Here is a 16794-nt window from a genome sequence, read left to right as displayed (position 1 = left end):
GGGCTGCGCCCCGGTCCGGATGAGGCCCGGTCCTGGCGGAGGCTCAGTCCGGGAGTTCGTTGTCGAGGAGGGCGAACAGCTCGTCGTCGGTGGCCGAGTCGAAGTCGCGCCGCGCGGTGGTGTCCTCGGCGGATTCGGTGTCCCGCCACTGCCGCAGCAGCGCCTCCAGCCGGTTGGTGACCGACGCGTGGTCGGCGTCCGTCCGGGTCAGGGCCTCGGCGAGCCGGTCGACCTCGGCGAGCGCGAGCGCCGTCGGGTCGACGCCGTGGTCGAGGAGCTGATCGCCCAGGTGCTGGGCGAGGGCGTCGACCGACGGGTGGTCGAAGACGAGCGTGGCGGAGAGTTGCAGACCGGTCGCCGCGCTGAGGAGGTTGCGCAGTTCGACGGCGGCGAGCGAGTCGAAGCCCATCTCGCGCAGCGCGCGGCCGGGGTCGATCGTCGCGGCGTCGGGGTGGCCGAGCACGGCGGCGACATGTCCGCGTACGAGTGTGCTCAAGTACGCGTCCTGGTCCTCGCGTTCCAGACCGGCCAGGACCTTCGCCAGGTCCTCGGTCGCGGAGGCGACCGGGGCGGCGGCGGCCGTCGTGCGGACGGGCCGCGGGACCAGGGCGCGCAGCATGGCGGGCAGGTCGTCGCCGCGCGAGCGCAGGGCGGCGGTGTCGAAGCGGATCGGCAGTACGGCGGGGTCGCGGGCGCCGAGTGCGGCGTCGAAGAGACCCAGTGCCTCGTCGGTGCCGATCGCCGGCATTCCGAGGCGGCGCATGCGCTGCTTGCCCGCCTCGTCCAGTTCGCCGGCCATGCCGGAGTCGGTGTCCCACAGGCCCCAGCCCAGGGAGACGGCGGGCAGGCCGAGGGTGTGCCGGTGGCGGGCCAGGGCGTCCAGGAAGACGTTCGCCGTGGCGTAGTTGGCCTGTCCGGCGCCGAGGAGTGTGCCCGCCGACGAGGAGAACAGGACGAACGCGGCGAGGTCTTCGGTGAGTTCGTGCAGATTCCACGCGGCGTCGACCTTGGGCCGGAGCACGGCGGCGACCCGGTCCGGGGTCAGTGAGGCGAGTACGCCGTTGTCCACGACTCCGGCGGCGTGCACCACGGAGCGCACGGGATGGCGGGCCAGTGTGGCGGCCAGCGCGTCCCGGTCGGCGGCGTCGCAGGCGACGAGGGTCACCCGGGCCCCGAGCGCGGTGAGTTCTGCGCGCAGGTCGTCGGCGCCGGGCGCCTCCGGGCCTCGCCGGCTGGCCAGGACCAGCTCGCGTACGGCGTGCGTGCGGACCAGGTGCCGGGCGACGATCGCGCCGAGACCGCCGGTGCCGCCGGTGATCAGGACGGGGCCTTCGACGGCCGGCCCGGCCGGGTCGGTGAGGTCGGCGGGCTCCGGGAGATCGGTGATCCTGGTCAGCCGGGGTGCCTCGATCGTGTCGTCGCCGAGGGTGAGTTCGGGCTCGTCGGCGGTGACGGCGCGGGTGAGCAGGCGGGCGTCGGTGGTGCGCAGATGGACGAGGGTGATGCGGCCCGGGTGTTCGGCCTGGGCGGCGCGGACGAGTCCGGCGAGGGGCGACTGGCTGAGGTGGTCGCCGAGGGTGAGGACGAGGCGGGTGGTGGCCAGCCGGGGTTCGGCGAGCCACGCCGACAGCAGGCCGAGCAGATCGACCGTCGCGGTACGGACGGCGTCGGGCACGGGCCCCTCGTGGACGGGGCAGTGGTAGGTGACGACGTCGGGTGCCGGGTCCGGGACGGCTGCCAGGTCGGGGTGGACGGGCAGGCCGAGTCCGAGGCTGTCCGCGCCGAGCACCGCCCAACTCCGCTTCTCCGTCTCGGCGGTGGCCGGCGCGGAGACGGGGGTGGGGGTGATCCGGTACAGCGAACGCGGACCGGCCGAGAGCTGTTCGGCGGAGACGGGCCGGGCGACGAGACCGGTCACCGTGGCGACGACGCGCCCGGCGGGGTCGGCGACGGTCATGGTCATGGTCATCGTGTCGGGTCCCGCGGGGGCGATGCGTACCCGTACCCGGGTGGGCGCCTCGGTGTGCAGGGCGACGCCGGTCCAGGCGAACGGCAGGACGGGGCGTTCGTCCTGGGCGCCGAGGAGCAGGGCGTGCCAGCAGGCGTCCAGCAGGGCGGGGTGCATGCCGTAGCCCGACGGGTCCGTGTGCTCGGGCAGTTCGACCTCGGCGAAGGTCTCGTCGTCGCGGCGCCAGGCGGCGCGCAGCCCCTGGAACGCCGGGCCGTACGCGTAGCCGCGGTCGGCCAACTCGTCGTAGGCACCGCTCACTTCGAGCGGTTCGGCACCCGGCGGCGGCCAGGCCACGAGATCGACGCCGGCCGGATCGGGCCCGGTCACGGTCGCGTTGACGTAGCCGGTGGCGTGTCGCTGCCACGCGCCGCCGTCGGGGCGGGAGTGCAGCCGGATCCGGCGGCGGCCGGTCCCGTCGGGTTCGGCGACGTCCACCCGTAGCGCGGTCGCTCCCGTACCGGGGACCAACAGCGGTGCCTCCAGGGTCAGTTCCTCGACGGCGGGGGCGCCTGCCTCACGGCCGGCCCGCATCGCCAGCTCGACGAGCGCGGTGCCCGGCACCATCACGACGCCGTGCACGGCGTGGTCGGCCAGCCACGGCAGGCCGCGCGCGGAGAGCTGCCCGGTGAGGGTGACGGTGTCGGTGTCCGGTGACGGTACGACGGCGGCGAGCATCGGATGGTCCGCCGCCTCCTGCCCGGCGCCCGCCATGTCGCCCGTGTGCGGGGAGCCTTCGAGCCAGTAGCGGCTGTGCTGGAAGGCGTACGTCGGGAGGTCGACGCGCCGGGCGGACGGCAGGAGCGCCGTCCAGTCGACGGGCACGCCCCGGGTCCAGGCCCGGCCGACGCCCTGGAGAGCGGTGCGGACCGTGTCGCGGTCGCGGCGCAGCACGGGGACGAACGCGATGTCCTGGCCGGTGACACAGGCCGGTCCCATGGCGGTCAGGACGGCGTCCGGCCCGATCTCCAGGAAGGTGGTGACGCCCGCGCCCTCCATCGTGCGGACGACGTCCATGAAGCGGACGGGCTCGCGTACGTGGTCGACCCAGAAGTCGACGGACCGCACGTCCCCTGTGGTGGCGAACGGCAGCTGTGGCTCCCGGAGTTCGAGACCGGAGACGACGGCGCGGAAGTCGTCCAGCATCGGGGCCATCAGCGCGGAGTGGAACGCGTGCGACACCTTCAGCCGTGACGTCTTGCGGCCGAGTGAGGTGAGGTGGTCGGCGACGGCGAGCACGGCTTCCTCGACACCGGAGACCACCACGGCGCCGGGGCCGTTGACGGCCCCGAGCGAGACGGTGTCGCTCAGCAGCGGGGTGACCTCGTCCTCGGTGGCCTGGACGGCGACCATCGCGCCACCGGCGGGCAGTGCCTGCATCAGCCGGCCACGGGCCGCGACCAGCGCGGCGGCGTCCGACAGCGACAGGACTCCCGCGACGTGCGCGGCGGCGATCTCACCGATGGAGTGACCGCCCACGGCGTCCGGCCGCAGCCCCCACGACTCCAGGAGCCGGAACAGCGCCACCTCGACCGCGAAGAGCGCGGGCTGGGTGTAGCCGGTCTGGCTCAGCAGGGCCGCGTCGGGCGAGTCGGGCTCCGCCCACATCACCTCGGTGAGAGGACGGGGCAGTTCCTTGTCGAGCAGCGCGCACACACGGTCCAGCGCCGACGCGAAGGCGGGAAACGTCTCGTACAGTCCACGTCCCATCCCGGCCCACTGCGAGCCCTGGCCGGAGAAGACATGGCCGAGGCCGCCACCGGAGACCGTGCCGCGGACGAGGTCCGTGGCCGGGCCGCCCCGGGCGAGGGCCGTCAGGGCGGCGCGCAGCTCGTCGGGCGTGCCGCCGGTGACGGTGGCGCGGTGCTGGAGCGCGGCGCGGGTGGTGGCCAGGGCGTGGGCGACGTCCACGGCGGGCGCGCCGTCGACGATCGCGAGCAGCCGGTCCGCCTGGTCCTGGACGGCGCGCTCGGTCTTGCCCGACAGGACGAGGGGAACGACGGGGCCGACGGGGCTCCCGGTCTCGGTGGTGGGCCCGGGTGTCAACGCGTCGGCGTCCGGGCCCTGTTCGAGGATCACATGCGCGTTGGTGCCGCTGATGCCGAACGACGACACCCCGGCCCGCCACGGCCGGCCGACGGCCGGCAGGTCGCGCGCCTCGCTCAGCAGCTCGACGGCGCCCTCGCTCCAGTCCACCTGGTCCGACGGTGCCGCCACATGCAGGGTCCGGGGCGCCTGCCCGTACCGCATCGCCTGCACCATCTTGATCACACCGGCGACACCGGCGGCGGCCTGCGCGTGCCCGAGGTTCGACTTGATCGAGCCCAGCAGCAGCGGCGTCTCGCGGTCCTGCCCGTATGTCGCGAGGAGCGCCTGCGCCTCGATGGGGTCACCGAGCCGCGTACCGGTGCCGTGCGCCTCCACGACGTCGACGTCCGACGTCGACAGGCCCGCGTTGGCGAGCGCGGAGCGGATCACCCGCTGCTGCGAGGGGCCGTTGGGGGCGGTGAGGCCGTTGGACGCGCCGTCCTGGTTGATCGCCGAGCCCCGGACGGTGGCGAGCACCCGGTGCCCGTTGCGGCGGGCGTCGGAGAGCCGTTCGAGGACGACGAGGCCGACACCCTCGGACCAGCCGGTGCCGTCGGCGTCGACGGAGAACGACTTGCAACGCCCGTTGGAGGCAAGGCCGTTCTGCCGGGAGAACTCCACGAACGTGCCCGGTGTGGACATCACCGTCACCCCGCCGGCCAGGGCCAGCGAGCACTCCCCCGCCCGCAGGGCCTGCGCGGCCCAGTGCAGGGCGACCAGCGACGACGAGCACGCCGTGTCGACGGTCACCGCGGGGCCCTCAAGGCCGAGCGAGTAGGCGACGCGGCCGGTGACCACGCTGTTGAGGGTGCCGTTGCCGAAGTAGCCGAGCAGGTCGTCGGGGACGGCGGTCAAGGTGCTGCCGTAGTCGCGGTACATGACACCGGCGAAGATGCCTGTGTCGGTGCCGTGCAGGGAGTCCGGGTCGATGCCCGCGTGCTCGAACGACTCCCAGGCGGTCTCCAGGAGCAGCCGCTGCTGCGGGTCCATCGCCAGCGCCTCGCGCGGCGAGATCCCGAAGAAGTCGGCGTCGAAGTCGGCCGCGCCGGAGAGGAACCCGCCCTCGGCGGTGTACGACTGGCCGGGGGCCGCGCCGTGCAGGGACTCCAGGTCCCAGCCCCGGTCGGCCGGGAAGCCGGAGATCGCGTCCACGCCGCCGGAGACCAGCTCCCACAGGTCGTCGGGCGACGCGACACCGCCCGGGTAGCGGCAGCTCATGCCGACGATCACGATCGGATCGTCGCGGTCGGCGGCCGTCGCCGTCGTGGCGGCCCGCGCCGGCGCGGACTCGATCGCCGCCGCCAGCAGATGGTCGGCGAGCGCGCGCGGTGTGGGGTGGTCGAAGACGACGGTGGCGGGCAGTCGCAGACCGGTGACGGCGGCGACCTTGTTGCGGAACTCGACCGAGGTCAGCGAGTCGAAGCCGAAGTCGGTGAAGGCGCGGCGCGGTTCGATGTCGGCGGCGCTGTCGTGGCCGAGGACGGCGGCGACCTCGGCGCGGACGATGCCGAGTACGTACGCCTCCCGCTCGGCCTCGGGCAGCGAGGTCAGCTTCACCGTGAACGGCAGCCCGGCACCGGCGGTGGCCCGACGGCCCGGCCGGCGGATCAAGTCGCGCAGGACGACGGGGACTTCACCGTCGCGGGAGCGCAGGACCTGGGTGTCGAGCCGTACGGGGGCCAGCGCCGGGGAGCCGGTGGCCACGGCGGCGTCGAAGAGTGCGAGTCCTTCCCCGGTCGACAGCGCGGCGATGCCGGTACGGCGGATGCGCTCCCGGTCGGCGGCGTCGAGCTGGGCGCCCATTCCCTCCTCGTCCCAGAAGCCCCAGGCGAGCGAGGTGGCCGGCAGACCGAGGGAGTCGCGGTGCTGGGCGAGGGCGTCGAGGAAGGCGTTGGCGGCGGCGTAGTTGCCCTGGGCGGCCGGATCGATGGCGCCGGTCGCCGACGAGAACAGCACGAAGAGGGAGAGATCGCCGCTCAGCTCGTGCAGATTCCACGCCGCGTCCGCCTTCGGGCGGAACACGGTGTCGAACTGATCCGCCGTCAGCGACTCGACGAGCCCGTCGGCCAGTACACCCGCCGCGTGGATGACTCCGTCGACGGGATGGGCGGCGAACAGCGCCGCCACGGCGTCCCGTTCGGACACGTCGGCGGCGACGAGCGCCACCTCGGCGCCGAGCGCCGTCAGTTCGGCGCGCAGTTCCTGGGCGCCGGGGGCCTCGGGGCCACGCCGGCTCACCAGGACCAGGTCGCGTACGCCGTGGGTCCCGGCCAGATGCCGGGCGACCGCCGCGCCGAGACCGCCGGTGCCGCCGGTGATGAGGACGGAGGCGGGCATGCGCGGGCCGTCCACCGCCTTCGTCCGGGTCCAGCGCGGTACGAGAAGCGTGCCGTTCTCGATGATCCGGACCTCGGGCTCGCCGCAGCCCAGCGCGGCGCGCAGCGCCTCGTCGGACACGCCCGTCGCGTCGGGGCCGTATGCGGTGTCGAACAGGACGAACCGGCCCGGGTGTTCGGCCTGGGCGGCGTGTACGAGACCCCAGACCGGGGACTGGGAGAGGTTCGGATCGGCCGTGGCCGGGGCGCCGTCGCGGGTCAGCACAGCAAGCCGTGACTCGGTGAACCGCCCGTCGGAGAGCCAGTTCTGAAGGGCCGTCAGCACACCTAGCGCCGTCGCGCGGGCGGCCGACGGAACCGTACCGTCCCCGTCCGCCGGGTCGACACGCAGGACGACGACGTCCGGTGCCTCCGCGGTGAGGTCGGCCAGGTCCGTGACCACGGTCATCGTGCCGTCGAAGGGCGTGGTGCCCGACAGCTCCCGCCACAGCGGGCGGTGGAGCGACCGGTCGGCGCCGGTCGTGAGCGCCCCCGCGGTCACGGGGCGGGTGACCAGGGACTCCACCGTCGCGACGGGCGAGCCGTCCGTGTCGGCGACCGTGAGCGCGACCCCGTTCTCGCCGCGCGCCGTCAGCCTGACCCGCAGGCCGGTCGCGCCGGTGCGGTGCACGGCGACGCCGTTCCAGACGAAGGGCAGTCCGTCGGTGCCCTGGAAGGCACCCGCGTGCAGGACGGCGTCGAACAGCGCCGGGTGCAGCGCGAAGCCGTCCGGATCCGTGTCCTCGGGCAGCGCGACCTCGGCGAAGATGTCGGCGCCCTGCTGCCAGGCGGCCCGCAGGCCCCGGAAGACGGGGCCGTACTCGATTCCGGCGTCCGACAGCCGCTCGTAGGCGGCGCCGACGTCCAGCGGGGTGGCGCCGGGCGGCGGCCACTGGGTGAGGGAGACGGGGGCCGGCAGTTCCTCGCTGAGAGTGCCGCCCGCGTACTCGGTCCATTCCTCGCCGGTCGCCCGGCCGTGCACGGAGACCGACCGGCGGCCCGCCACGGACCGTTCGCCGACGGTGACGCGCAGCCGTACGTCGCCGTCGGCGGGGACCACCAGCGGTGCGTACAGCGTCAGTTCGTCGACGGTCGGGCACTCCACGTACGCGCCGGCGTGCCACGCCAGGTCGACCAGGGCCGTTCCCGGCAGCAGGATCGTGTCGTGCACCCGGTGCTCGGCGAGCCAGGGGTGGGTGCCGAGCGAGAGCCTGCCGGTGAGCGTGACTCCATCGGAGTCCACCTGGTCGAGAGCGGCGACGAGTATCGGATGGTCCGTCGTGTCCTGACCGCTGCCACCGGACATGCCCGCGCCGGGGGACGGCTCCAGCCAGTAGCGGCGGTGCTCGAAGGGGTACGTGGGGAGGTCGACCGGCAGTCCGCCGGGGACCGGCGCACGCCAGTCGACGGGCACGCCCCGGGTCCAGGCCCGACCGACACCCTCCAGCGCGGTGCGCGGTTCGTCCCGGTGACGGCGCATGAGCGGGATGAACGCGGTGTCGTCGCCGGTGACGCACTCGGGTCCCATCGCGGAGAGCACGGCGTCCGGGCCGATCTCGACGAACGTCGTGACGCCCTGGGACTCCATACGTCGCACGACGTCCACGAACCGGACGGTGTCGCGTACGTGGTCGACCCAGAAGTCGACGGACCGCACGTCACCGCCGGTGATCAACGGCAGTTGAGGCTCCCGGAGTTCAAGACCGGCCACCACGTCGCGGAAGTCGTCCAGCATCGGGGCCATCAGCGCGGAGTGGAACGCGTGCGACACCTTCAGCCGCGACGTCTTACGGCCCAGGGCGGTGAAGTGCCCGGCGACCGCGGCCACCGCGTCCTCCGCACCCGAAACCACCACCGAACCAGGCGAGTTGACCGCCGCCAACGACACACCCTCGCCCAGCAGCGGAGTCGTCTCCTCCTCCGTCGCCTGGACCGCGACCATCGCGCCACCCGTCGGCAGCGCCTGCATCAACCGACCACGCGCCGACACCAAAGCGGCAGCGTCCGACAACGACAACACCCCCGCCACATGCGCGGCGGCGATCTCACCGACCGAATGACCACCCAGAGCGTCCGGCCGCACACCCCACGACTCCAACAACCGGAAAAGGGCCACCTCCACCGCGAACAACGCCGGCTGCGTGCTCCCCGTCTCACCCAGCAAAGCCGCCTCGGCGGACTCCAGCTCCGCCCACAACACCGACCGCACATCGCCGTCCAGTACGTCCAGCACCTCGTCCAACGCCACCGCGAAAGCCGGGAACGCCTCGTACAGACCACGCCCCATCCCCACCCACTGCGACCCCTGACCCGAGAACACCAACCCCAGACCACCACCGGGAGCCATCCGCAGCGGCGTGCCGCCGGAGGCGATCTTCGTCAGTGCCGCCCGGAGTTCGTCGGCGTCCCCGCCGACGGCCACCGCGCGGTGGTCGAGCGCACCGCGTGCGGTCGCCAGGGAGTACGCGGCGTCCCGCGCGGCCACGCCGCCGTCCAGCAGGGCCGAGACATTGCGCGCCGTCTCGCGTACGCCCCGTGCGCTGCGCCCGGAGAGGACCAGCGGGACCAGGGGCGTGCCGGCCGGGGACTCCGGTCGGGCCGGCTCGTCCTGGGGTGCGGCCTGTTCCACGATGACGTGCGCGTTCGTGCCGCTGATGCCGAAGGACGACACACCCGCCCGCCAGGGCCGGTCGACGGCCGGCCACGCGCGGTCCTCGGTCAGCAGCTCCACGGCGCCGGTCGACCAGTCGACCTGGTCGCTGGGCTCGTCCACGTGGAGGGTGCGGGGCACGACCTCGTGGTGCATGGCCGTGATCATCTTGATGACGCCGGCGACTCCGGCGGCGGCCTGCGCGTGCCCGATGTTGGACTTGATCGAGCCGAGCATGAGGGGTGTCTCGCGGTTCTGCCCGTACGTGGCGAGGAGCGCCTGCGCCTCGATCGGGTCGCCGAGGGAGGTTCCGGTGCCATGGCCCTCCACGACGTCGACGTCCGCCGCCGTCAGTCCCGCGTTCGCCAGCGCGGCGCGGATGACGCGTTGCTGCGAGGGGCCGTTGGGGGCGGCGAAGCCGTTCGACGCGCCATCCTGGTTGACGGCGGAGCCGCGTATGACACCGAGCACCCGGTGACCGTTGCGGCGCGCGTCGGAGAGCCGCTCCAGCAGGAGCATGCCCGCGCCCTCGGACCAGGCCGCGCCGTCGGCGCCCGCGGAGAAGGACTTGCAGCGGCCGTCGGGCGCGAGACCGCGCTGCTGGCTGAAGTCGACGAACATCTCCGGTGTCGACATCACGGCCACGCCGCCCGCGAGGGCCAGCGAGCACTCGCCCGCGCGCAGCGAGCGAGCAGCCCAGTGCAGGGCGACCAGCGACGACGAGCACGCGGTGTCGACGGTGATCGCGGGGCCTTCGAGGCCGAAGGTGTACGAGATACGGCCGGAGACCAGGCTGCCGCCGCTGCTGCTGGCCGCGTAGTCGTGGTGCATCAGCCCGGCGAAGACACCGGTCCGGCTGCCGCGTACGGCGTCGGGGGCGATGGCCGCGCGCTCGAACGCCTCCCAGGACAGTTCGAGGAGCAGTCGCTCCTGCGGGTCCATCGTCAGTGCCTCGCGCGGCGAGATCCCGAAGAATCCGGCGTCGAAGTCGGCGGCTCCGGCGAGGAATCCGCCTTGGCGGACGTACGACTTGCCCTCGACACCCGGCTCGGGGTCGTACACGCCGTCGATGTCCCAGCCACGGTCGTGCGGAAAGTCCGAGATGGCGTCGACGCCGCCGGACACCAGGCGCCACAGGTCTTCGGGGGACGCGATGTCGCCGGGGTAGCGGCAGCTCATGCCGACGATCGCGACGGGTTCGTCCGTGGTCGCCGGGGCGCCGGTCACAACAGCGGGCGTCGCGGCGGGAGTTGAGACCAGTCCGGCCAGCTCGCCGTGGAGGAAGCGCGCGAGGACCAGTGGGGACGGGTGGTCGAAGACGAGAGTGGCGGGCAGTCGCAGCCGGGTGGCGGAGTTCAGCCGGTTGCGCAGCTCGACGGCCGTGAGCGAGTCGAAGCCGAAGTCCCGGAAGGCGCGGGTCGGTTCGATGGCGGCGGCGCTGCCGTGGCCGAGTACGGCGGCGGCCTGGCCGCGTACGAGATCGAGCAGCCGCTGCTCGCGTTCGGCCTCGGGGAGGGCGAGGAGCGCGCCCTGCCAGGAGTCGGCGTCGGCCGTGGCCGTCGCGGCTGCTCCCGCGACGCCGCGTCGGGTCGCCGTCGGCACGAGTACGCGGAACAGTGCCTGCGACTCGGCTCCCTGGGAACGGAGTTGGGCCAGGTCGAGACGTGCGGGCGCGAGGACGGGCTCGGCGTGTGTGACGGCCGCGTCGAAGAGTTCCAGTCCCTCGCCGGTGGAGAGCGGGGCGATACCGCCGCGGCCGATCCGCGCGCGGTCGGCGGCGTCGAGATGGCCGGTCATGCCGCTCGCGCTGTCCCAGAAGCCCCAGGCGAGCGCGTGCGCGGGCAGGCCGGCCGCCCTGCGGTGGAGGGCGAGGGCGTCGAGATAGGCGTTGGCGGCCGAGTAGTTGGCCTGTCCGGCGCTGCCTGCGAGGCCGGCGAACGACGAGAACAGGACGAAGTGGTCGAGGGTCAGGCCGGCGGTCAGTTCGTGCAGATGCCAGGCGGCGTCGACCTTGGGCCGCAGTACGGCGGACACCCGCTCCGGGGTCAGCGACGGGATCGTGCCGTCGTCCAGGACACCCGCCGTGTGGACGACGGCGGTCAGCGGGTGCGTGGCCGGAACGGCCGCCAGCGCCGCCGCGAGCGCGGACCGGTCGGTGACGTCGCAGGCCAGCGCCGTGACGGTGGCGTCGCCGAGGTCGGTGACCGTCGCGCCGCTGCGGCTGAGGAGCAGCAGATGCCGCACACCGCGCTCGGCGACGAGGTGGCGGACGACCGAGGCCGCGAGTGTGCCGCTCGCGCCGGTCACCAGGACGGTGCCTTCGGGGTTCCAGACGGGTGCGCCGTCGGTCGCCGTGGGGGTGGTCGGGCTCTCGTACGCCCGTACCAGGCGTGGTACGCGGAGCGCGCCGGCGCGTACGGCGATCTCGGGCTCGCCGAGCGCCGCGGCCCGGGGCAGGAGACGGGCGAGGTCCGACGGTTCGTCGTGCTCGCCCAGGTCCACGAGCACGAACCGTCCGGGGTTCTCCTGTTGGGCGGTGCGCAGCAAGCCCCAGACGGCCGCTCCGGCCAGGTCGGTGCCGTCGGTCGCGCCGCGCGTCACCACGAGGAGCGTGCCATCGGCGAACCGTTCCCGGGACAACCAGCTCTGAAGGTCCGTCAACGTCCTGGCGACGGCTTCGTGGACGGCGAGTGGATCGGGCCCCGAGCGGTGGGGCGTCAGCACGACCACGCCGGCCGCGGCGTCGGGGTCGGTCAGGTCGTCGAGCGAGTCGGCGCTCCCCGCGCCCGGGAGGGCGCCGGCCAGGGAGCGGGCGGCTGCCGGGGCGATCACGGTCCAGCGCCGGGCCTCCGGCTCCGCGCCGGTGGCCGTCTCCTGCCACTCGACCCGGAAGAGCGCGTCGCGCGTCGCGTTCGCGCCGGCCGCCAACTGCTCGGCGGTGACGGGGCGCAGCGCCAGTGAACCGACCGACGCGACGGGTGTCCCGGTGGTGTCGGCGGCCTCGATGGAGACGGTGCCGGGTGCGATCGGCCGTACGCGTACCCGCAGGCCGGTGGCCTCGGTCGCGAACAGCTCGACGTCCTGCCAGGCGAAGGGCAGTTCGGCGCCGCCCGTGGTCCGGGCGGCGGCGTCGGCCCCGAGTCCGATCGCGTGCAGCGCGGCGTCGAGGAGCGCGGGGTGGAGCCCGTACCGTCCGGCCTGCTCGCGGGCCCCGGCGGGCAGGGCGACCTCGGCGAAGATCTCCGTGCCGCGCAGCCAGGCGCCGCGCAGCCCGCGGAAGGCGGGGCCGTACGCGAGTCCGGCGTCGGCCAGCCGGCCGTAGACGTCGTCGACGGCGAAGGGCTCGGCGCCCGTCGGGGGCCACTGGGTGAGGTCGAAGCCGGGGCCGCTGTGCGCGGCGGCGAGTGTGCCGGTGGCGTGCCGGGTCCAGGGCAGATCGGCGGGCGCGTCCTCGGGCCGTGAGTAGACGGCGACGTCGCGCCGGTCGGGGGATCCGTCGGCGGGCGCGTCGATCTGGACCTGCACCACCACGGAGCCCGTGCCGGGCAGGAACAGGGGTGCGCCCAGGGTGAGTTCTTCGAGGCGGGAGTGGCCCACCCCGTCGCCCGCGCGGATCGCCAGCTCGACGAAGCCGGTGCCGGGGAAGAGCGTGCGGCCCTCGACCACATGGTCGGCGAGCCACGGGTGTGTACCGAGTCCGACCCGGCCGGTGAAGGTCATGCCCTGGCCGTCGGCGCGCTGGAACGCGGCGCCGAGCAGCGCGTGTCCGGTGGACAGGAGACCGGCGGACGCGACGTCTCCGACGACGGCGGTCTCGTCCAGCCAGTAGCGCTGCCGGTCGAAGGCGTACGTCGGGAGGTCGACGCGCCGCGCGTCGGCGGGGAAGGCCGTGCTCCAGTCGATGTCGACGCCCGCGGCCCACAGGTCGCCGGCCGAGCGCAGGAAGCGGTCGAGTCCGCCCTCGTCGCGGCGCAGGGTGCCGGACACGGTGCCGTCGTGCTCGCCCGCGTCGAGGCTGTCGCTGATGCCGGGGACGAGGACGGGGTGCGCGCTGGACTCCACGAACGTGCCGAAGCCGTCCTCGGTCAGTGCCTCGACGGCGTCCGAGAACAGCACGCGTTGGCGCAGATTGCGGTACCAGTACCCGGCGTCCATGGCCGTGGTGTCCAGCCAGTCGCCGGTGACGGTGGAGTAGAACGGGATCTCGGAGGTACGGGGCGCCACCGGCGCCAGTACGTCGAGGAGTTCGTCGCGCAGCAGCTCGACATGGGCCGAGTGCGAGGCGTAGTCGACGGCGATGCGCCGGACCCGTACGCCGTCGGCCGTCAACTCCTCGTACAGCGCGTCGAGTCCGGCCGGATCACCCGAAACGGCCACGGAACCGGGGCCGTTGACGGCGGCGACGGAGACGCCGGGGCGCAGACGCGGCTCCAGTTCGGCGACCGGGAGCCGTACGGACATCATGCCGCCGGCCCCGGCCAGGGTCCGCGCGATGGCCTGCGAGCGCAACGCGACGACGCGGGCGCCGTCTTCGAGGGTCAGGGCGCCCGAGACGACCGCCGCCGCGATCTCGCCCTGCGAGTGGCCGACGACCGCGTCGGGGCGCACACCGTACGACTCCCACAGCGCGGCGAGCGACACCATCACCGCGAACGACGTGGGCTGGACGACGTCGACGCGCTCCAGCGAGGGCGCGCCGTCGGCGCCGTTGACGACGTCGGTGAGCGACCAGTCGGTGAACGGGGCCAGCGCGGCGGCGCATTCGGCGAGACGCCGGGCGAACGCGGGTGATTCCGCCGCCAGTTGGGCGCCCATGCCGGGCCACTGGGCGCCCTGGCCGGGGAAGACGAGGGCGAGTCTGCCGCCGGTCGTGGCCGCCACCCGTACGGGCAGGTCGTCGTCGGTGAGCGCGGTCAGTCCCGCGCGCAACTGCTCGGCGCCGGAGCCGACCACGACGGCGCGGCGGTCGAACGCGGCCCGGCCGCGCAGGAGTGAGTGGCCGATGTCGACCGGGTCGGGGGCGGGGCTCTCGGCGCTCTGCCGGGCGGTCTCGTCCAGCAGGGCCAGCAGGCGCGCCGCCTGGCCGCGCAGTGCGCCGTCGCTGGCGCCGGAGATGAGCCACGGCACGGCGGCGGGGGCGGCCGAGCGGGCGGCGGGCGTCCCGGCGGGGCTCGCGGCCTCGGCCGTCGTGCCCGGCGCCGGCTCCTGCGCCGGTGACTGTTCGAGGATCACGTGCGCGTTGGTGCCGCTCAGCCCGAACGACGAGACGCCCGCGCGCCTCGGCCGGTCGCCGCTGTCCCAGGGCCGCGCCTCGGTGAGCAGTTCCACCGGCCCCTGGGACCAGTCCACGTGCGGCGACGGCGCGTCCACGTGCAGCGTCCGGGGCAGCACGCCGTGCCGCATCGCCATGACCATCTTGATGACGCTCGCCACACCGGCGGCGGCCTGCGTGTGCCCGATGTTGGACTTCACCGACCCCAGCCAGAGCGGCTCCCGGCGTTCCTTGCCGTACGTCGCGAGCAGGGCCTGCGCCTCGATGGGGTCGCCGAGCCGGGTGCCGGTGCCGTGCGCCTCGACGGCGTCCACCCCGGACGCCTCGATCCCCGCGTCGGCCAGCGCGGCCCGGATGACCCGCTGCTGGGAGGGGCCGTTGGGGACGGTCATACCGCTGGAGGCGCCGTCCTGGTTGACGGCGGAGCCGCGTACGACGCCGAGCACCTGGTGCCCGTTGCGCCGCGCGTCGGCCAGCGTCTCCAGCAGCAGCATGCCGACGCCCTCGCCCCAGCCGGTGCCGTCGGCCGCCGCCGCGAACGGCTTGCACCGGCCGTCGGCGGCGAGGCCCTGCTGGAGGCTGAACTCGACGAAGGTGTCCGGGGTCGACATCACCGTCACCCCGCCGGCCAGGGCCAGCGAGCACTCGCCCCGGCGCAGCGCCTGCATCGCCGAGTGGAGGGCGACGAGGGAGGACGAGCAGGCGGTGTCCACGGTCATGGCGGGGCCTTCGAGGCCCAGGGTGTAGGCGATCCGGCCGGAGAGGATGCTGCCGGACGTGCCGTTGCCGAGATAACCGGCCAGCTCGTCGGGGATCTCCCGGACCCATGATCCGTAGTCGTGGTACATCACACCGGCGAAGACACCGGTCTGTGAGCCGCGCACCGTGTGCGGGTCGATGCCCGCGCGCTCGAACGCCTCCCAGGACGTCTCCAGGACCAGCCGCTGCTGGGGGTCCATCGCCAGCGCCTCGCGCGGCGATATCCCGAAGAACGCGGGGTCGAAGTCGGCGGAGTCGTGCAGGAAGCCGCCCTCGCGGACGTAAGTCGTGCCGGGCTTTCCCGGTTCCGGGTCGTACAGCCCCTCGGTGTCCCAGCCGCGGTCGGCGGGAAAGCCGGTGACGCCGTCCGCGCCTGCGGCGACGAGCTGCCACAGCTGCTCGGGGGACGTCACGCCTCCCGGGAACCGGCAGGCCATCCCCACGATCGCGATCGGGGCGTGCTGCCGCTCCTCGGCCTCGCTCAGCTTCCGCCGCGCGTCGCGGAGGTCGGCTGTCGCGCGCTTGAGGTAGTTGAGCAGCTTTTCTTCGTTGTTCCCCACCGACGTCACCCATCGCTCCGGTCGAACTCAGCACGGCGCACCAGCACGAATTACCAATCAGTTTCGTTGCGGCTTTTCCGCGGCCTTCACCACGCCCAGAATCGATATGAATTCAGTGGCGAATACGCTCGACACGATAGCGACGAAGATTTACCTCAGCCACCCCTAAGGACTGCCCCCGATATCGCCAACGCGCGCACGGGTCCGGGGGGTTAGGGGTTGCGTACGGGGGGCTTACGCTGGCACATTGGGCATGCAATGCTCAATCGACGTGCGCGCGCAGAATGAGGCTACGAAACATCATGACTCTCGCATCCCGCGAAACGCAGCCGTGGATTCGACGCTTTCGGCCGGCCTCGGCGGCGAGCACCCAACTGGTGTGCCTGCCGCACGCGGGAGGTTCGGCGTCGTTCTTTCTGCCGGTGGCCAAGGCGCTCGCGCCCGGGACGGACGTACTGGCCGTCCAGTATCCGGGCCGGCAGGACCGGCGGGACGAGAAAGGCATCGACAACATTCCGGAGCTGGCCGACGCGGTGACGCGTGAGGTGCTGGAGTGGGCGGACCGGCCGGTGACCCTCTTCGGTCACAGCATGGGCGCGACGGTGGCGTTCGAGGTCGCTCGGCGGCTGCGCGGCACGGACGTGGATCTGCTGGGGGTGATCGTCTCCGGGCGGTGCGCGCCGCCCTGCATATGTGTGTCGACGCGTGAGCTGTCCACGGACGAGAACATCCTCGACGAGGTCCGCCGGATGAGCGGTACCGACGCACAGGTCCTCGGTGACGACGACATCCTGCGCATGATCCTGCCCGCGCTGCGCAGCGACTACGCGGCCGTGCAGTCGTACCGGAGCGAACCGGGCGCCTCGGTCGCGTGTCCGGTCGTGGCGCTGGTCGGCGACGCCGATCCGCAGGTGCCCGTCGACGACGCGCGGGCGTGGGCCGATCACACGGAGGCGGACTTCGAGATCCAGGTCTTCCCCGGTGGTCACTTCTATCTCAACGACCAGGCCGCCGCCGTCATCGCCGCCGTCAACCACCACATCGCCCGCTGGTCGGCCGCGCGGGACCGCGTCGCCTGAGTC

Annotated in this window: 2 protein-coding genes; one reads left to right on the top strand and one right to left on the bottom strand. The window is 73.6% G+C overall.

The annotated features are described in order from the left end of the window. Nucleotides 1-43: 43 nt before the first annotated feature. Nucleotides 44-15721 (bottom strand): type I polyketide synthase, encoded by a 15678-nt coding sequence (locus ACFYNU_RS23525; RefSeq protein ID WP_356588514.1) that lies wholly within the window; start codon nucleotides 15719-15721, stop codon nucleotides 44-46. 293 nt (nucleotides 15722-16014) lie between these two features. Between ACFYNU_RS23525 and ACFYNU_RS23520 the strand changes: the two genes are divergently transcribed. Continuing rightward, entirely contained in the window at nucleotides 16015-16791 is a 777-nt protein-coding gene (locus ACFYNU_RS23520) for an alpha/beta fold hydrolase (RefSeq protein ID WP_356588512.1), read from the top strand. The last annotated feature ends 3 nt before the right edge of the window (nucleotides 16792-16794 follow it).

The sequence above is a fragment of the Streptomyces sp. NPDC006643 genome (assembly GCF_042870175.1).
GTDB lineage: Bacteria > Actinomycetota > Actinomycetes > Streptomycetales > Streptomycetaceae > Streptomyces.
Note: the sequence above shows the minus strand (reverse complement) of the source record. Positions and strands in the feature narration are given on the sequence as shown.